The following is an 18,456-nucleotide window of genomic DNA, read 5'->3' as shown; positions in this document are numbered from 1 at the left end:
ACACTGCCGGGCCTGTTGCTGCCCCCCGACCAGATCGCCGCCATCATGGCCGTCCCGGACATCTCGACCCCCCAATCGGGCGACTCGCTGATCGAGGATTCCAGCGGCTTGGCCGACAAGCAGTGCCTGAGCGCGTTCCAGCCGGCGCTGACGTCGACGTACCACAGCGCCGGGCCGGCCGCGGTCCGGTACCAAATCCTGACCAACTTCACCAGCGGCAGCGTCAGCGTCACCCAAGCAGTCATCGCGCTGTCGACCGCCGACGCCGCCCACCGGCTGGTCACCGATCAGGCGGCACAGTGGTCCGGCTGCGCCGGACAAACGATCCCCCAGGCCGGCTTGGGCGGGTCGCAGGTGGCGCACTGGACTTTCGGCAAGTTGACTAATACCGGCGGCACGCTGTCGATGACGCACTTCGCCGAAGAGCACCGCTTCGCCGTATGCCAGCGCGCCCTGGGCGCGCGAAGCAACGTGGTCATCGACGTCTTGGCCTGCCGCATCCAGGCCGACAATCAGGCTGCCGACATCCTCAACGCCATCGCCGCGAAGGTTCCGCACTAGCACTAGCGGTCCTGGCTGCTCCCCCGCGCTTGCCACCAGGCCAGCAGCTCCGCGGTGGCCTCCTCGTTCGACATCGGCCCGCGGTCCAGCCGTAGTTCCTTGAGAAATCGCCACGCCTCCCCGACCAGCGGGCCCGCCGGGATGTCGAGCAGCCGCATGATTTCGTTGCCGTCCAGGTCGGGGCGCACCCGGTCCAGGTCCTCCTGGGCGGCCAGTTCGGCGATCCGGGTCTCCAGCTTGTCGTAGGCGGCCTGCAGCCGGGCCGCGCGGCGCTTGTTGCGGGTTGTGCAGTCGGCGCGTACCAGCTTGTGGAGCCGCGGCAGCAGCGGCCCGGCGTCGGTGACGTAGCGGCGCACCGCCGAGTCGGTCCACTTGCCGTCGCCGTAGCCGTGGAACCGCAGGTGCAGATACACCAGCTGCGAGACGTCGTCGATCATCTGTTTGGAGTACTTCAATCCGCGCATCCGCTTGCGGGCCATCTTGGCGCCGACCACCTCGTGGTGGTGGAAGCTCACGCCGCCGTCGGGCTCGTGCCGCCGCGTCGCGGGCTTGCCGATGTCGTGCAGCAGCGCCGCCCAGCGCAGCACCAGATCCGGGTCCCCGTCCTCCAGGCCGATCGCCTGGCGCAGCACCGTCAGCGAATGCTGGTAGACGTCCTTGTGCTGGTGGTGTTCGTCGATGGCCATCCGCATGCCGCCGACCTCGGGCACCACCACCTCACCCATGCCGGTCTGCACCAGCAGGTCGATGCCGGCGACCGGGTCGTCGCCCAGCAGCAGCTTGTCCAGCTCGGCGGCCACGCGTTCCGCACTGACCCTGGACAGTTGCGGCGCCGTCTCTTCGATCGCCGCCCGCACCCGCGGGGCCACGGTGAAGCCCAGTTGCGACACGAACCGGGCGGCGCGCAGCATCCGCAACGGGTCGTCGCCGAACGACAGCTCGGGTGAGGCCGGGGTGTCCAGCACCCGGGCGCGCAGCGCCGTCAGCCCGCCGAGCGGATCGAGGAACTCGCCCGGCCCGCCGCTCGTGGTGCGCACCGCCATCGCGTTCACCGTGAAGTCCCGGCGCACCAGGTCGTCGTCGAGGCGGTCGCCGAAGCGCACCTCGGGATTGCGGGACACCTGGTCGTAGCGGTCGGCGCGGAAGGTGGTGATCTCGAGGCGGTAGCCGTCCTTGCCGACGCCGACGGTGCCGTATTCGATTCCGGTGTCCCATATCGCGTCGGCCCACCCCCGCACGGCCTGTTGCACCTGATCGGGCCGGGCGTCGGTGGTGAAGTCCAGGTCCGGGGAGTTCAGCCGGCCCAGCACGGCGTCGCGCACCGAACCGCCGACCAGGAACAGCTCGTGGCCCGCGGCGTCGAACGCCGAGCCCAGCTCGCGCAGGACGGGAGCGTGCTTGTTCAGCGCGACCGCGGCTTTGGTCAGCAGGTCGGCATCCTGGACGGCTTCGGACACGTTCGATCAGCCTAATGTGGGGCCGCTACCGCCGCGCGAGCGACCGCGAATGTACGCGGGTGACGGCGTGTCACCGGACAATTGCGCACCCTCGCGCCGCGCGTCGCCCATCGGACAACCGGCGAGTATGTCCGGAAGACCAGCCTGTGGCAGTTACTATCGCTTGAGATGTCGGACGGCGAACAGGCAAAACCACGTCGCCGCCGAGGCCGGCGCCGCGGTCGCGGTGCTGCCGCTTCGGCCCAGAATCACGTGGACAACCAGCCGACCGGTGACGCAGCGACGACGAAACCACGGCGGTCTCGTTCACCGCGCCGCGCGCCGGAGCGGCTGCGTACCGTGCACGAAACATCCGCCGGAGGGTTGGTCATCGACGGTATCGACGGGCCCCGGGAAGCGCAGGTAGCGGCCCTGATCGGCCGCGTCGACCGGCGCGGACGGATGCTGTGGTCGCTGCCCAAGGGCCACATCGAGATGGGCGAGACCGCCGAGCAGACCGCGATTCGTGAGGTCGCCGAGGAAACGGGTATCCGCGGCAGTGTGCTGGCCGCGCTGGGGCGCATCGACTACTGGTTCGTCACCGACGGCCGCCGCGTGCACAAGACCGTGCATCACTACTTAATGAGGTTCTCCGGGGGCGAGCTGTCCGACGAGGACCTCGAGGTGGCCGAGGTGGCCTGGGTGCCGATGCGGGAGCTGCCCGCGCGACTGGCCTACGCCGACGAACGCCGGCTGGCCGAGGTTGCCGACGAACTGATCGACAAGCTGCAGAGCGACGGCCCAGCCGCGCTTCCGCCGCTGCCGCCCAGCTCGCCGCGGCGCCGGCCGCAGACGCATTCGCGCACCCGCCATTCCGATGAACGTGCGGGGGGCCCGAAGAACGGTCGCGGGCCGGTGCCGTGATCGCGCCTCGAACCTGGTGCGCCGGTTTGTTGCGCCTCGCCGCGGTCATCGGCATAGTCGCCGGTCTTGGGGTTGTTCTCGACGCGCCGCGCGCGGCGGCGGGAGAGCCCAGCGAGACGCCGTTCATCCACGTCCGCATCGATCAGGTGACCCCGGACGTGGTCACCACCACCAGTGACCCCATCGTCACGGTCACCGGAATGGTCACCAACATCGGCGACCGCCCGGTCCACGACGTCATGGTCCGGCTGGAACACGCGGCGGCCGTCTCGTCGTCAGCGGGTCTGCGCACCACCCTCGACGGCGGCACCGACCAGTACCAGCCGGCCGCGGATTTCGTCACGATCGCTCCTGAATTACAGCGCGGCCAAGAAGCGGGCTTCACCCTTACCGCGCCGCTGCGCTCGCTGACCAAACCGTCTTTGGGCATCGATCAGCCCGGCGTCTTCCCGTTGCTGGTCAACGCCAACGGAACACCCGACTACGGCGCACCGGCCCGGCTCGACAACGCCAGGTTCCTGCTGCCCGTGGTCGGCGTGCCACCGGATAAGGCCGACGACGTGGGCGGGGCCAATAACGCCATTGCCCCCGACACCTCCAAGCCGGTGTGGATCACCATGCTGTGGCCGCTGGCCGACCGGCCCCGACTGGCCCCCGGCGCACCCGGCGGAACCATTCCGGTCCGGCTCATCGACGACGACCTGGCCACCTCACTGGCCACCGGCGGCCGGCTGGACATCCTGCTGTCCGCGGCCGAGGTCGCCACCAGCCACGACGTCGACCCCGACGGCGCCGTCGGTCGGGCGATGTGTCTGGCCGTCGACCCCGATCTGCTGGTCACCGTCAATGCGATGACCGCGGGCTACGTGGTGTCCAACGGCACCGACAACGCGGCTCAACAACCGGGCACCCCCACCCATCCGGGCACCGGCCAAGCCGCCGCGACCACGTGGCTCAACCGGTTGCGTGCGCTGGCCCACCGCACCTGCGTGACGTCGCTCCCCTACGCCCAAGCCGACCTGGACGCCCTGCAACGTGTCAACGACAGGGGACTGAGCGCGATCGCCACCAACATCCCCGGCGACATCGTCGACCGCATCCTGGACGTCACCTCGACCCGCGGGGTCACCGTGCTACCCGACGGTCCGTTGACCCACCGCGCCGTGGACCTGCTCAGTGCCAACAACAGCACGGTCGCGATCGCGGCGGCCGACTTCTCCACTCAAGACGGGGGCTCCCAAGCGGCCGACACCGTACCCCGGCGATTGACCTCGCAGGTGGTGCTGGCGCCGTTCGACCCGGCCGTCGGCGCCGCGCTGGCCGCCGCGGGCAACAGCCCCATCGCCCCCACCTACCTGGACACCTCGTTGTCAGTGCGCATCACACACGACTCGGCCACCGCCCGCCGCCAGGACGCCCTGGGCTCGATGTTCTGGCGCAGCCTGCAGCACGACGCCACGCCACGCACCCAGCTGCTGGTGCCGCCGGCGACGTGGAATCTGCAGGCCGACGACGCGCAGCTGATCCTGACCGCGCTGGCCACCACCATCCGGTCCGGCCTGGCGGTGCCGAGACCGCTCACCGCGAGCATCGCCGACGCCCTGACCGCGCAGGGCCAACCCGGGCCGCCGGAATCACCGGGCGCCTACGCCACGATGCGGGGCCGGTTCGGCGACGACGTGACCGGCCAGATCTCCGGCCAGGTCGGCCGGCTGTGGGGACTGACCTCGGCGCTGACCACCGACGAGCGCACCGGGCTGACCGGCGTCCAGTACACCGCGCCACTGCGCGAGGACATGCTGCGCGCGCTGAGCCAATCCGAATCGCCCGATACCCGCAACGGGCTGGCTCAGCAGCGGCTGGCGGTCGTAGGTAACACGATCAACGACCTGTTCGGCGCGGTGACGATCGTCAACCCCGGCGGCTCCTACACCCTGGCCACCGAACACAGTCCGCTCCCGCTGGCGCTGCACAACGGCCTCGCCGTGCCCATCCGGGTGCGACTGCAGGTCGACACGCCGCCGGGCATGAGCGTCGGCGATGTCGGCCAGATCGAGCTGCCACCCGGGTACCTGCCGCTGCGCGTGCCGATCGAAGTGCGCTTCACCCAGCGCGTCGCCATCGACGTTTCACTACACACGCCGGACGGCATGCGGCTCGGTGAGCCGGTGCGGTTGTCGGTGCACTCCAACGCCTACGGCAAGGTGCTGTTCGCGATCACGCTGACCGCGGCGGCGGTGCTGGTGACACTGGCCGGACGCCGGCTGTGGCACCGATTCCGCGGCCAGCCGGACCGCGCCGACCTGGACCGACCCGATCCCCGAGACGCCGGCTTGCCGCGCCGGATCGACCGTCGGGTGGACCGTCGCGTCGATGAAGAGCACCGGGTATGAAACCCGCGCCCCGGCGGCCCCAGCGGCCGCCGCCGCCGCAGCGACCCCAACCACGAAAAGCACCGGCCAAGGTTCCCGCCCGGATCCCGCCGCCACAGAGCTCGCCCGCGCCGGAGCCGACCGCCCGGCGGCCTGAACTGTCCGACGCCGCGCTGGTATCGCGGTCGTGGCCGATGGCCTTCGCGACGCTGATCAGCCGGATCACCGGGTTCGCCCGGATCGTGCTGCTGGCCGCGATCCTGGGCGCCGCGTTGTCCAGCGCCTTCTCGGTGGCCAACCAACTGCCGAGCATGGTCGCGGCGCTGGTGCTGGAGGCCACGTTCACCGCGATCTTCGTGCCGGTGCTGGCGCGCGCCGAGCAGGAGGACCCCGACGGCGGGGCCGCGTTCGTGCGCCGCCTGGTCACCTTGACCACCAGCCTGCTGCTGATCGCCACCGCGCTGTCGGTGCTGGCCGCGCCGCTGCTGGTGCGGCTGATGCTGGGCCGCGTCCCGCAGGTGAACGAGCCGCTGACCACAGCGTTCGCCTACCTGCTGCTGCCGCAGGTGCTGTTCTACGGCCTGTCGTCGGTGTTCATGGCAATCCTAAACACCCGCAACGTGTTTGGGCCGCCCGCGTGGGCACCCGTGGTCAACAACGTCGTCGCGATCGCGACGCTGGTGGCGTATTTGCTGGTGCCGGGCGAGCTTTCGGTAGACCCGGTGAATATGGGCAATACCAAGCTGCTGGTGCTGGCGCTCGGCACCACCATCGGGGTGATCGCGCAGAACGCGGTGCTGCTGATAGCGATCAAGCGCCAGCACATCAGCCTGCGCCCGCTGTGGGGAATCGACAAGCGGCTCAAGCGGTTCGGTGCGATGGCCGCCGCGATGGTGCTCTACGTGCTGATCAGCCAGCTCGGCTACCTGATCGGCAACCAGATCGCCAGCACCGCAGCCGCTTCCGGGCCCGCGATCTACAACTACACCTGGCTGGTGTTGATGCTGCCGTTCGGCATCATCGGGGTCACGGTGCTGACCGTGGTGATGCCGCGGCTGAGCCGCAACGCCGCCGCCAACGACACCCGGGCCGTGCTCGCGGACTTCTCGCTGGCCACCCGGCTGACCATGGTCACGCTGATTCCGATCGTGGCGTTCATGACCGTCGGCGGGCCCGCGATGGGTAGCGCACTGTTCGCCTACGGTCATTTCGGCGGCGTCGACGCCGGCTACCTGGGCGCCGCGATCTCGCTGTCCGCGTTCACGTTGATCCCCTACGCATTGGTGCTGTTGCAGCTGCGGGTGTTCTACGCCCGCGAACAGCCCTGGACGCCGATCGTGATCATCCTGGTCATCACCAGCGTCAAGATCGTCGGCTCGGTGCTGGCCCCGCACGTCACCAGCGACCCCAAACTGGTCGCCGGATACCTCGGGCTGGCCAACGGCCTGGGGTTTCTGGCCGGCGCGATCATCGGCCACTTCCTGCTGAAGCGCTCGCTGCTGCCGTCCGGCGGCCACCTGATCGGCCTAGGCGAGGCGCGCACCGTCCTGGTGACGACGGCGGCGTCGTTGCTCGCCGGGCTGACTGCCCACCTGGCCGACCGGCTGCTGAAGCTGGCCGCGCTGACCGGCCACTTCGGTGGTGCAGGTTCGCTGCTGCGACTGGTGGTGCTGGCGGCGATCATGCTGCCGATCACCGCCGCGGTGATGCTTCGCGGCCAGGTCCCCGAGGCGCGCGCGGCGCTGGGTGCGATCCGGCGCCGGATCGGTGGGCGCGCGGGCCCGCAAAAGGTGCCCGCACCGGTTAAATCGTCTCGGCGTGGCTCGGTCACGTACCCTGAGCAGAGGAATTCGACCCCGCCGGGAGCCACTGCAGGCCAGAAAGCGGGCCACGAGGCGATCCGGCGCAGACCTCCGGAGCGGGGAGCCCAGGCCCGGATAGCGAAAGGACCGGAGGTGACTGACCGCCCATTGGAGAGCACCTCATCCGACTCATCCAACTCCACCCGCGGCCATGACCTGGCGCGGCCGGTCGCCGACGACTTTCAACCCGACATTCCCCGCGATCCCGAGCCCGGCCCCAAGTCTGCGGCGCGCCCGTCCGACCAGAACGGGGATTTCGCGGCCGACTCGGCCCGTTCGCCGCAACCCTTCGACGCGCCCCGCGAACGGGGGCCCGAATCGGCCGCGTCGCCCGACGATGTCCATCTGGTTCCGGGCGCCCGCATCGCCGGCGGCCGCTACCGGCTGCTGGTGTTCCACGGCGGCGCTCCTCCGCTGCAGTTCTGGCAGGCGATGGACACCGCCCTGGACCGGCTGGTGGCGCTGACCTTTGTCGATCCGGACGGCGCGTTGCCCGCCGAGGTGCTGCAGGAGATCCTGGCCCGCACGCTGCGGCTGAGCCGGATCGACACGCCCGGGGTGGCCCGGGTGCTGGACGTCGTGCACACCGGTCACGGCGGCCTGGTGGTCTCGGAGTGGATTCGCGGCGGCTCGTTGCAGGAGGTCGCCGACACCGCGCCGTCGCCCCTCGGCGCCGTCCGGGCCATGCAGTCGCTGGCCGCCGCCGCGGCGGCGGCCCACCGTGCCGGCGTCGCGCTGTCGATCGACCATCCCGCCCGGGTGCGCGTCAGCATCGACGGCGACGTCGTGCTGGCGTTCCCGGCGACCATGCCCGACGCCAACCCGCAGAACGACATCCGCGGAATCGGCGCCGCGCTGTACGCCCTGCTGGTCAACCGGTGGCCGCTGCGCGAGTCGGGGGTGCGCAGCGGGTTGGCTCCGGCCAAGCGCGACGCGTCCGGCAACCCGATCGAACCCACCGTCGTGGACCGCAACATTCCGTTCCAGATCTCCGCTGTGGCGGTCCGTTCCGTTCAGGAGGAAGGCGGAATACGCAGCGCCTCAACGCTTTTGAACCTGCTGCAGCAGGCGACCGCAGTGGCCGACCGCACCGAGATACTCGCTCCGATCGACGATCCCGACCCCATCGACGAACCGCCGCGCAAGGTCGCCCGCTCTCCGCTGGTGACACGCAACGTCGGGCCGTTCGGGCATCGGCGCCGCAACGTGCTGATCGGCATCGTCGCGGGCTTGGTCGTCATCGTGGCGGTCCTGCTGGTGATCGCGTCCGTGGTCAGCAAGATCTTCGACAACGTCGGCGGCGGCCTGAACAGGGACCAGCTCGGCCTGAACACGCAGACGTCGTCGACCGCGGCGGCGCCGGCCAGTACTGCGCCCGCCGGCACCACCGTCAAACCCACCCGGGCGACGGTCTTCTCCCCGGGCGGCGACGCCGACTCACCCGGCACCGCGGGTAACGCCATCGACGGCGACCCGAGCACCTCGTGGGAAACCGACATCTACACCGATTCGGCCCCGTTCCCCGGCTTCAAGAGCGGCGTCGGGTTGATGCTGCAGCTGCCCAAGCCCACTGTCGTCGGCACGGTCACCATCGACATCGCCAGCACCGGGACCAAGGTCGAAATCCGCTCGTCGGCCACACCTAGCCCGTCGAAACTCGAGAACACCACGCTGCTGACCCCCGCCACGCTGCTCAAGCCCGGCCGCAACACCATCTCGGTCAAGTCCTCCGCCCCGACATCGAATCTGCTGGTGTGGATCTCCACGCTGGGAACCATCAGCGGCAAGAGCCAGGCCAGCATCTCCGAAATCACGGTCCAAGCCGCGTCCTGACCGGTGAAGTGCCGCGGCGCTGCCGATTGGCTACTGTCCGGGCCGTGGGCTTCCGGCGAAACATCAAGCGGGACCGCACCGATGCCGAGCTGCTGGCCGCCCACGTCGCCGGCGATCGCTACGCCTTCGACGAGTTGTTCCACCGCCACAAACGGCAGCTGCACCGGCTCGCGCAGCTCACCAGCCGCTCCCCCGAAGACGCCGAAGACGCGCTGCAGGACGCCATGCTGTCCGCGCACCGCGGCGCCGGTGCCTTCCGGCATGACGCCGCCGTCCGCAGTTGGCTGCACCGCATCGTGGTCAACGCCTGCCTGGACCGGCTACGGCGCGCCAAGGCGCACCCGACCAGCCCGCTGCAGGACATCTATCCGGTGCCCGACCGGACGCCTCAGGTCGAGACCGCGATTCTGGTGCATCGGGCCCTGATGCGGCTGCCCGTCGAGCAGCGCGCCGCGGTGGTGGCCGTCGACATGCACGGCTACTCGATCGCCGACACCGCCCGGCTGCTGGGCGTCGCCGAGGGCACCGTCAAGAGCCGGTGTTCCCGCGCCCGCGCCCGGCTCGCCGAGCTGCTCGGCTACCTCAATGCCGGCGTCTCCGGCGTCAGCAATCTCGGAGTCGCACCCGAAGCCCGCTAGCCCTGTGCATAGCCGCGAACTGTGCATGACGGACACTGGGGCGGATGGGTGAACCCGACAAGGATCCGGCGCGGCCCGGTGCAGGCGACGCCGGCCCGCCGCTGACCGTCGACCTTGTGGCCGACCTGCAGGCCGGTCTGCTGGACGACGAAACCGCCGCTCGGGTACGGAGGCGTATCCGCGCAGACCCCGAGGCCGAAGCCGTCCTGCGCGCCTTGAACCAGGTACGCAGCGACCTTGCCGCCGCGGGCGCCGACGCTGCACCTATATCCGATGAGCCGGAACCTCCCGCCGCCGTTGTCGGCAGTATCTCCACTGCGCTGCGGTCAACGGGTGCGGCCCACTCGGCCCGGCCCGCGCTGCCCCGCGCCCGGCTGATCGCGGTCATCGCAGGTCTGTGTGCGCTCGTCGCCGCTGTCGGGCTGGGGACCGCGGCGCTGCTCAACGCTCCCCCGCCGGCGCCGAGCACACCCGCCACCGCCGAGCACATCACGGTGCCGGAGACGTCTTTGCCCCCGGCGGCGGGATCGGCCAATATCCCGCTCTCGACTGCGCAGATCCTCGACCTGCTGGGCCGCAGTCCCGATTACGGCGCGCACGGCGCGCTGGAAGACCCGCCCCGGCGCGCATCCTGCCTGCGCGGCCTCGGCTATCCGGCGTCCACCTCGGTGCTGGGCGCGCAGCCGGTGGAGGTCAATTCGCGGCCCGCCGTGCTGCTGGTGCTGCCCGGCGACACGCCCAACGACCTGGCGGTCTTTGCGGTGGCCCTGAATTGCAGCGCGGTCGATACCGGGCTGATGGCCAGCACTCAGGTCCCGCGCGCCTAGCGGCGATCGCCAGCGCGGCGCAGCCGGGCGCAGCGGGTCGCCGCCATCGGACTAGCGGCGATCGCCAGCGCGGCGCAGCCGGGCGCAGCGGGTCGCCGCCATCGGACTAGCGGCCTGTGGCGTGGTGCACTCCGGGTGCGGGAACACCCACGCCTAGGCTGGCGTTCGAAGACTTGAGCTTCGCCTCACGACCCTGAAAGGCTCGCATGACCGCTTCTGTTGATGCCACCGTCCACGAAGTAATCGTTATCGGTTCGGGCCCTGCCGGATACACCGCGGCGCTCTACGCCGCGCGCGCCCAGTTGGCACCGCTGGTTTTCGAGGGCACTTCGTTCGGCGGCGCGCTGATGACCACCACCGAGGTGGAGAACTACCCCGGCTTTCGCGACGGCATCACCGGTCCGGAGTTGATGGACGAGATGCGCGAGCAGGCGCTGCGGTTCGGCGCGGACCTGCGGATGGAAGACGTCGAGTCGGTGTCGCTGGACGGACCGGTCAAGTCCGTCGTCACCGCCGACGGCGAGACCTACCGCGCCCGGGCCGTCATCCTGGCGATGGGCGCCGCGGCGCGCTACCTGCAGGTTCCCGGCGAGCAGGAACTGCTGGGCCGCGGCGTCAGCTCGTGTGCCACCTGCGACGGGTTCTTCTTCCGCGACCAGGACATCGCCGTCATCGGCGGCGGTGACTCGGCGATGGAGGAGGCCACCTTCCTGACCCGGTTCGCCCGCAGCGTCACGCTGGTGCACCGCCGCGACGAGTTCCGGGCATCCAAGATCATGCTCAACCGGGCCCGCAGCAACGAGAAGATCAAGTTCCTCACCAACCAGGCCGTGGTCGCGGTCGAGGGCGACACCACGGTGACCGGATTGCGGGTCCGCGACACGCGCAGCGGCAAGGAGACCACCCTGCCGGTGACCGGCGTCTTCGTCGCGATCGGCCACGAGCCGCGGTCGGCGCTGGTGCGCGACGCAATCGACGTCGATTCGGACGGCTATGTACTGGTGCAGGGACGCACCACCAGCACCACGCTGGACGGCGTGTTCGCCGCCGGCGACCTGGTGGACCGGACCTACCGGCAGGCGGTCACCGCTGCGGGCAGTGGCTGTGCTGCCGCCATCGACGCCGAGCGTTGGCTCGCCGAACACGAAGACTCGGCCGGCGGCGAAACAGCCGGCAGTACCGACACATTGATTGGAGCACCACGATGACCGCATCCGAAAATGCCGGGGCCACAGTAGAAGTATCCGACGCGTCTTTCTCAACCGACGTGTTGTCCAGCAATAAGCCTGTGCTGGTTGATTTTTGGGCGACCTGGTGTGGGCCGTGCAAGATGGTGGCGCCAGTCCTCGAAGAGATCGCGGCCGAGCAGGGAGCCCAGCTCACCGTCGCCAAGCTCGACGTGGACGCCAACCCGGACACGGCGCGCGACTTTCAGGTTGTGTCGATCCCCACATTGATTTTGTTCAAGGACGGCCAGCCGGTGAAACGGATCGTCGGCGCAAAGGGTAAGGCGGCGTTGCTGCGTGAGCTTTCCGACGCGGTTCCCGGGCTGGGTTAGACCGCACTAGTTCGCCGCACCACACGCTCGGTTAGCCTGGGGTTTTCCGAAAATCAGCGAGGATCTGCGACAATACCGGCTAACTGTTCGTGCATACGTCAGTGATGTCATGCGATGTCAGGTAGTCCCGGAGGGCCCTTGGTATGTCGAGTCCGCGCCGCGAAGCCGGCGACGCGCTGCGCTCTGGTGACCGTGGCGCCGCTGTCACCGAAATCCGGGCTGCGCTCGCCGCACTGGGAATGCTGGACGACCCCGACGAGGATCTGACCACCGGCAAGCATGTAGCGCTCGATGTGTTCGACGCCGACCTCGACCAGGCGGTCCGCGCCTTCCAGCAGCATCGGGGACTGCTGGTGGACGGCGTTGTCGGCGAGGCCACCTACCGGGCGCTGAAAGAGGCGTCGTACCGGCTCGGCGCCCGCACGCTGTATCACCAATTCGGGGCGCCGCTCTACGGCGACGACGTCGCCACGCTGCAAGCCCGGCTGCAGGACCTGGGTTTCTACACCGGCTTGGTGGACGGGCATTTCGGGTTGCAGACCCACAATGCACTGATGTCCTACCAGCGTGAGTACGGGCTCGCCGCCGACGGCATCTGTGGCCCGGAAACGTTGCGCTCGTTGTACTTTCTGAGTTCGCGGGTCAGCGGCGGTTCGCCGCATGCCATCCGCGAGGAAGAGCTGGTACGCCGGTCCGGCCCGAAACTGTCTGGTAAGCGGATCATTATCGATCCGGGCCGCGGCGGCACCGACTACGGCCTGATTACACAGGGGCCGAACGGACCCATCAGCGAAGCAGATGTGCTGTGGGACTTGGCGAGTCGGCTGGAGGGCCGGATGGCCGCTATCGGCATGGACACGTTCCGGTCCCGGGCGGCCGATCGCAGTCCGTCGGACGCCGAACGCGCGGCGACGGCCAACAACGTCGGCGCCGATTTGATGATCAGCCTGCGCTGCGAATCCCAGAGCAGCGCCGCGGCCAACGGCGTGGCGTCGTTCCACTTCGGCAACTCGCACGGGTCGGTATCCACCATCGGTCGCAACCTCGCTGACTTCATTCAACGAGAAGTGGTGGCCCGCACCGGTTTACGTGATTGCCGTACGCATGGTCGGACGTGGGATCTGCTGAGACTGACCCGGATGCCGACCGTTCAGGTCGACATCGGCTACATCACCAACCCCGGCGATCGCGGGCGGCTGGTCTCCACGCAGACCCGCGATGCCATCGCCGAAGGTATGCTCGCCGCGGTCAAGCGCCTGTACTTGTTGGGCAAGAACGATCGCCCTACTGGCACATTCACTTTCGCCGAATTGTTGGCGCACGAACTGGCCGTGGAACGGGCCAGTCGAATCGCCGGATCCTAATCGTCTGCACGACAGCTGGTAGCCGTAGACCCGGCCCCGACCGGTTGTTGCAGTTGAGCATTCGCCAGCAACCGCTCCAGGGCGGCCTCGACTTCGGCTTTCCAGCCCAGGCCCTTGTCCAGCTCGAGGCGCAGCCGGGGAAAATACTGGTGCGGCGCAACGACGGTGAAACCCACGTCCTGTAGGAACTCTGCGTCGATGATGCAGTGGTCCACCGAACAATCGCCAAGCGCCTCCAGTACCGGCTGGACATCGCGCCCGACCGCGCGCGGGTCCTGCAACTCGGAAGCCGCCGCCGTGCGGCCGAAGGCCTCGAGCGCCCGCACCCCGCGGCGGACCAACTCGTCGATCACCCGGGCGATCAGGCTGTGCGGCAGATCGTCGGCGGCCTGCCCGGCCTCTACCCCCATCGACGTGAGCAACACGGCATCGGCGGACACCGGCCCGGTGGGAAAGCGCTGCGCGCGCGGTACCGCCCCCGGCGGGGCGTAGAGCACATACCCCAAGCACGCCGGCTCGGCGTGGCTGCGCTCGTCCGGAACCACCGTCGCGACCTGACCGCACGAACCCCATTCCAGCATCACCATCGACAACCACGCCTCTTTCTCGAATTCGGGATCGGCGAGGTGGTCGTGGTTACCGAGGGTCGCTGGGTCGACCTCCCAGAAGACGCAGCGGCGTGCGTGCTTCGGAAGCTGCTCGAAGGCTTCGAGCCGCAGCGGTGTGATTCGCGCAGACACTAGTCTCCTGGCTTCAGTGCGGTACTACAGCCCAGCTGCCCCGGGCTACGGTGCACCGGCAACCCCTCCAGGATAGGAGAGTTTGTCGGCATCGGGCCAGTTTTATCCCCACCACTTGGGCTCCCCCGCCCGCGGCATCCTCGTACTTCGCCGAGGAATCAACGCGCCGTCTACCGTGCGCCGAAATGGCTTGACGCACACCGGGTCTCCCTCAGATTGCGGTGCCTGGCCCGCTTCTGGCACGTTGCGGAACCGGCACGGTGTCACAGTGACGTAATTACACGGTATGACGGATCCTGCCCGTTCAGCCCTTGGTCGCGGTCATCATGTCGATGATGCGCTGCAGATCGTCCACCGATGCGAACTCCACGACAATCTTCCCCTTGCGTTTGCCGAGGGTGACTGTCACGCGAGTGTCGAAGGCATTCGACAGTCGCTCAGCAACGTCTTGAAGGCCCGGCATCTGAATCGGCTTGCGCCGCGGCGGCGCCGGCTTGTGCGCGTCGCTGCGGCTGGCCTCGTGGTTGGCCAGGGTGACCGCTTCCTCGGTGGCCCGCACCGACAGGCCCTCCGCGATGATCCGGCTGGCGAGTTCCTCCTGCGCTTCGGGGCCCGCCTCCAGCGACAGCACCGCCCGCGCGTGACCGGCCGACAGCACACCCGCGGCCACCCGGCGCTGCACCGGGATGGGCAGTTTGAGCAACCGGATCATGTTGGTGATCAACGGGCGCGACCGACCGATGCGGGAAGCCAGTTCGTCGTGGGTGACCCCGAACTCGTCCAGCAGCTGCTGGTAAGCCGCCGCCTCTTCCAACGGGTTCAGCTGCACCCGGTGGATGTTCTCCAACAGGGCGTCGCGCAGCAGGTTGTCGTCGCCCGTCTCGCGCACGATGGCCGGGATGGCGGCCAGGCCCGCCTCCTGGGCGGCACGCCAGCGCCGCTCCCCCATCACGATCTGGTAGCGCGCGCCGCTCTGGGATCCGCTGACTGCTCGCACCACGATCGGTTGCAGGAGGCCGAACTCGCGGATGGAATGCACCAGCTCGGCCAGCGACTCGTCGTCGAAGACCTGCCGCGGCTGGCGGGGGTTGGGCTCGATGTCGGCCGGCGCGATCTCCCGGTACACCGCGCCCATCGCCGCGCCGTCCGGCACCGGTCCCCCGATCACCACATCGGCGGCCGCCGACCCCAGCCGCGGGCCGAGCGTCGGCCGGCCGTCGGCGTCGGTGGGCCCGGTGGGGATCAGCGAAGCCAGGCCCCGGCCGAGGCCGCCTTTCCTGCGTGACGGCTGCGTCATGGTCGTCCCTTCGCGGATGGTGGTCGATCGCGCTCGGCGAGTTCCCGGCTTGCGTCGAGATAGCTCATCGCCCCCCGCGAACCGGGATCGTAATCGATGATCGTCATGCTGTAGCCCGGGGCCTCGGAGACCTTGACGCTGCGCGGGATCACGGTGCGCAACACCTTGCTTCCGAAGTACCGGCGCACCTCCGCGGCCACCTGGTCGGCGAGCTTCGTGCGGCCGTCGTACATGGTGAGGATGACGGTGGTCACTTCGAGTTGCGGGTTGAGGTGAGCCTTCACCATCTCGATGTTGCGCATGAGTTGGGACACGCCTTCCAGGGCGTAGTACTCACACTGGATGGGGATCATCACCTCCGGCGCGGCGACGAGCGCGTTGATCGTCAGCAGTCCGAGCGACGGCGGGCAGTCGACGAAGACGTAGTCGAAGTCGAAGTTGTTGAGCTCGGCCAGCGCGGTGCGCAATCGATTTTCGCGCGCGACCATGCTGACCAACTCGATCTCGGCACCCGCCAGATCGATCGTCGCCGGGACGCAGAACAGTCGCTCACTGTGCGGGCTGTGTCGGAGTGCGGCCTGCAATGAGACCTCGCCGAGGAGCACCTCGTAGGAGGACGGCGTGCCCGATTGGCGGTCGGTGATGCCGAGGGCCGTGCTCGCGTTGCCCTGGGGATCGAGGTCGACGACGAGCGTCTTGAGTCCCTGCACGGCGAGGGCGGCGGCCAGGTTGACCGCGGTCGTGGTCTTGCCCACGCCGCCCTTCTGGTTCGCGATGGTGAACAGCCGCCGGTGTTGTGGCCGCGGCAATGGTTCGTGAGCGGTGTGCAGCACCCGCATGGCGCGCTCGGCGGCGGCGCCGATCGGTGTGTCGGCCTCGCTCGATGTTTCACGTGAAACATCGGTCGCTGCCGGTCCCTGCGCGGGGGGCGCCGCTTCATGGACCTCTTCGCGTGGCGGCACGGTTTCCACGTATGGAGAACTCATCGAGATCGCCTGCCCGCCGTTCGTGCCGGCCCGGGCCGCGGCTGGTTCCCGCGTCGCGCTGACACCACGGTTGCGGGCGGCACCAAATAGTTCACGCCACATGAGACCACCCTGACATCAACGGCGCCCGCCGCCTCCATCACACGCCGGTGCTCCTGGACTTCGTCGCGCGCACGCTCCCCTTTGATCGCGAGCATCCGCCCCTCCGGTCGTAGCAACGCCATACTCCACTTCGTCAGCTTGTCCAACGCCGCCACCGCTCGGGACACGGCGACGTCCCGTCCCCCGATCCGGTCGCGCACTCCACGCTCTTCGGCACGACCACGTACCACCTCGATGGGCAGTCCGAGTTCGGTCACCACCTCGCGAAGAAACTCGCTTCGCCGCAGCAGCGGTTCCAGCAGAACCATCTTCACGTCCGGGCGTGCGATCGCCAACGGCACACCCGGCAACCCGGCGCCGCTGCCGATGTCCACCACCCGATCACCCGGCTGAAGCAGCTCGCCGATCGCGGCGCTATTGAGCAGATGCCGCTCCCACAGCCGGTCGACTTCGTGCGGCCCGAGGAGCCCGCGTTCCAGTCCGTCGCTCGCCAGTATGTCGGCGTAACGCTGCGCGGTGTCCAGTCCCGCCCCGAAGACCGCTGCCGCCGCATCGGGCGCGGCGCCGGCCGTTGCGGTCGCCGCTGCCCGCTCCCCAGGGCCGCCATGTTTCACGTGAAACATTCCTCTATTCTTCGGGGGCGTCCTAACTACACGGGTGTAACTCGGTGCCCTCAGTCGCGCAGAACGACGACCCGGCGCGACGGCTCGACGCCCTCGCTCTCGCTTCGCACTCCGCTGACTGCCGCAACGGCGTCGTGCACGATCTTTCGTTCGAAGGGCGTCATCGGTGACAGCTCCTCGCGCTCGCCGGTGTCCAGCACCCGCCGTGCCACCTTGTCGCCCAGCGCCGCCAATTCATCGCGGCGCCGGCGTCGCCAGCTCGCAATGTCGAGCATCAGCCGGCTACGCACGCCGGTCTTCTGGTGCACCGCCAACCGGGTCAGTTCCTGTAGCGCGTCGAGCACCTCGCCGCCGCGGCCGACCAACTTGTTCAAGTCGTCGCTGCCGTCGATGCTGACGACCGCGCGGTTGCCCTCGACGTCGAGGTCGATATCGCCGTCGAAGTCGAGCAGGTCCAACAACTCTTCGAGGTAGTCGCCGGCGATCTCGCCCTCCGCGACCAAGCGCTCCTCCAGGTCGTCGGGTTCCCCCGCTTGGTCGTCCTGATTGTCTTGGTCGTCTTCGTTGTCTTGGTTTTTATCGGTCTCCGCTACCGCGGCGTCCTCGATCGGTGGTTCGGTATCAACCTCGCGCTCGGTGGTGTCGGCATCCGTCATGACTCTCCCTCGCCTCTCTTCGTCTGTCTTTGTCAGCCCGGTCAGCGTCTACGCTTCTTCGGTCGCACACCGGGCCGCGGCGTGCGATTGGGTGGGCTGGTGTTTCGCCCGGTTGGGCTGGGCTTGGTTGGTTCGGCGCTCGTCGCGTCCGCTTCGGCCGCCTCGCCGTCAGGGCTCGTGGTCTCCTCGTCCAGTGCCGAGGTCTCGTCGGCAACCGTCGGTGATCCGCCACTGCCGGCCGATGACGTCTTGGTCGGCCGTTTCGGCTTGGCGCCCGGCGCCGGCGCGTTGGCCGCCCGGCGCGCAATGGCTTCCTGCTTTTTCGCCTCGTCCTCTTTTTCGATCATGCCGAACACGTAGTGCTGCTGGCCGAACGTCCAGATGTTGTTCGAGAACCAGTACAGGATGATCGCCAGCGGAAGAAACGGACCACCGACGACCACGCCGAGCGGAAACACGTACAGCGCGAGTTTGTTCATCATCGCGGTCTGCGGGTTGGCCGCCGCCTCCGGGCTCTGCCGGGCCACCGACGCGCGGCTGTTGAAGTAGGTCGCAATGCCGGCCAGGATCATCACCGGGGCTCCCACGGCGATCACCGCGGGACGGCTGAAATGGGTGAACGCGTCCAGCCCGGCTCGTTGCGTCATAAAGGCCCCGATCGGGGCGCCCCACAGGTT

Annotated in this window: 16 protein-coding genes; 9 read left to right on the top strand and 7 right to left on the bottom strand. The window is 68.9% G+C overall.

What is annotated here, in order from left to right:
- On the top strand, positions 1-561 hold a 561-nt coding region (locus tag VML93_RS09655), incomplete at its 5' end, for a sensor domain-containing protein (protein ID WP_325610025.1).
- Positions 562-563: 2 nt separating this feature from the next.
- On the opposite strand, the gene VML93_RS09650 is transcribed toward VML93_RS09655, so the two are convergent.
- The gene (locus VML93_RS09650) at positions 564-2,018 is read right to left on the bottom strand and encodes a CCA tRNA nucleotidyltransferase (protein ID WP_325610023.1); all 1,455 of its coding nucleotides are present in this window, start codon (positions 2,016-2,018) and stop codon (positions 564-566) included.
- A 168-nt stretch (positions 2,019-2,186) separates the two neighbouring features.
- Between VML93_RS09650 and VML93_RS09645 the strand changes: the two genes are divergently transcribed.
- From VML93_RS09645 to VML93_RS09610, 8 genes are all read left to right on the top strand, one after another.
- Entirely contained in the window at positions 2,187-2,921 is a 735-nt protein-coding gene (locus VML93_RS09645; RefSeq protein ID WP_325610021.1) for an NUDIX hydrolase, read from the top strand.
- A complete protein-coding gene (locus tag VML93_RS09640) occupies positions 2,918-5,314 on the top strand; it encodes a hypothetical protein (RefSeq protein WP_325610019.1) in 2,397 nt (798 codons plus the stop codon). Before VML93_RS09645 ends, VML93_RS09640 begins: the two co-directional genes overlap by 4 nt.
- 173 nt (positions 5,315-5,487) lie before the next feature.
- The gene (locus tag VML93_RS09635; protein ID WP_414686318.1) at positions 5,488-8,988 is read left to right on the top strand and encodes a lipid II flippase MurJ; all 3,501 of its coding nucleotides are present in this window, start codon (positions 5,488-5,490) and stop codon (positions 8,986-8,988) included.
- 44 nt (positions 8,989-9,032) lie between these two features.
- A complete protein-coding gene (gene sigM, locus VML93_RS09630; RefSeq protein WP_325610015.1) occupies positions 9,033-9,626 on the top strand; it encodes an RNA polymerase sigma factor SigM in 594 nt (197 codons plus the stop codon).
- A gap of 44 nt (positions 9,627-9,670) precedes the next feature.
- Positions 9,671-10,453, top strand: a complete 783-nt coding sequence (locus tag VML93_RS09625; protein ID WP_325610013.1) for a hypothetical protein — start codon at positions 9,671-9,673, stop codon at positions 10,451-10,453.
- Between the two features lie 206 nt (positions 10,454-10,659).
- Positions 10,660-11,661, top strand: a complete 1,002-nt coding sequence (gene trxB / locus VML93_RS09620) for a thioredoxin-disulfide reductase (RefSeq protein ID WP_325610011.1) — start codon at positions 10,660-10,662, stop codon at positions 11,659-11,661.
- Positions 11,658-12,011, top strand: a complete 354-nt coding sequence (trxA, locus tag VML93_RS09615) for a thioredoxin (RefSeq protein ID WP_325610010.1) — start codon at positions 11,658-11,660, stop codon at positions 12,009-12,011. The genes trxB and trxA overlap by 4 nt, the downstream gene beginning before the upstream one ends.
- A gap of 143 nt (positions 12,012-12,154) precedes the next feature.
- Positions 12,155-13,375 (top strand): N-acetylmuramoyl-L-alanine amidase, encoded by a 1,221-nt coding sequence (locus VML93_RS09610; RefSeq protein ID WP_325610008.1) that lies wholly within the window; start codon positions 12,155-12,157, stop codon positions 13,373-13,375.
- On the opposite strand, the gene VML93_RS09605 is transcribed toward VML93_RS09610, so the two are convergent.
- From VML93_RS09605 to VML93_RS09580, 6 genes are all read right to left on the bottom strand, one after another.
- Positions 13,372-14,115 (bottom strand): acetyltransferase, encoded by a 744-nt coding sequence (locus VML93_RS09605; protein ID WP_325610006.1) that lies wholly within the window; start codon positions 14,113-14,115, stop codon positions 13,372-13,374. The two genes, VML93_RS09610 and VML93_RS09605, sit on opposite strands and share 4 nt — an antisense overlap.
- A gap of 304 nt (positions 14,116-14,419) precedes the next feature.
- Positions 14,420-15,412, bottom strand: coding sequence for a ParB/RepB/Spo0J family partition protein (locus VML93_RS09600; RefSeq protein WP_325610004.1), 993 nt, complete (start codon positions 15,410-15,412; stop codon positions 14,420-14,422).
- A complete protein-coding gene (locus VML93_RS09595) occupies positions 15,409-16,500 on the bottom strand; it encodes a ParA family protein (protein ID WP_325610002.1) in 1,092 nt (363 codons plus the stop codon). The genes VML93_RS09600 and VML93_RS09595 overlap by 4 nt, the downstream gene beginning before the upstream one ends.
- Positions 16,395-17,123 (bottom strand): 16S rRNA (guanine(527)-N(7))-methyltransferase RsmG, encoded by a 729-nt coding sequence (gene rsmG / locus VML93_RS09590; protein WP_325610000.1) that lies wholly within the window; start codon positions 17,121-17,123, stop codon positions 16,395-16,397. Before rsmG ends, VML93_RS09595 begins: the two co-directional genes overlap by 106 nt.
- Positions 17,124-17,173: 50 nt before the next feature.
- Positions 17,174-17,779 carry a protein jag gene (locus VML93_RS09585; RefSeq protein ID WP_325609998.1) on the bottom strand — a complete coding sequence of 202 codons (606 nt, stop codon included), beginning with the start codon at positions 17,777-17,779 and terminating at the stop codon, positions 17,174-17,176.
- 41 nt (positions 17,780-17,820) lie between these two features.
- A partial coding sequence (locus tag VML93_RS09580; RefSeq protein WP_325609996.1) for a YidC/Oxa1 family membrane protein insertase occupies positions 17,821-18,456 on the bottom strand: 636 nt, incomplete at its 5' end.

The sequence above is a fragment of the Mycobacterium sp. genome, from assembly GCF_035499775.1.
Taxonomy (GTDB): Bacteria; Actinomycetota; Actinomycetes; order Mycobacteriales; family Mycobacteriaceae; genus Mycobacterium.
The sequence above is the reverse complement of the archived record's forward strand: the minus strand, read 5'-3'. Positions and strand labels throughout refer to the sequence as shown.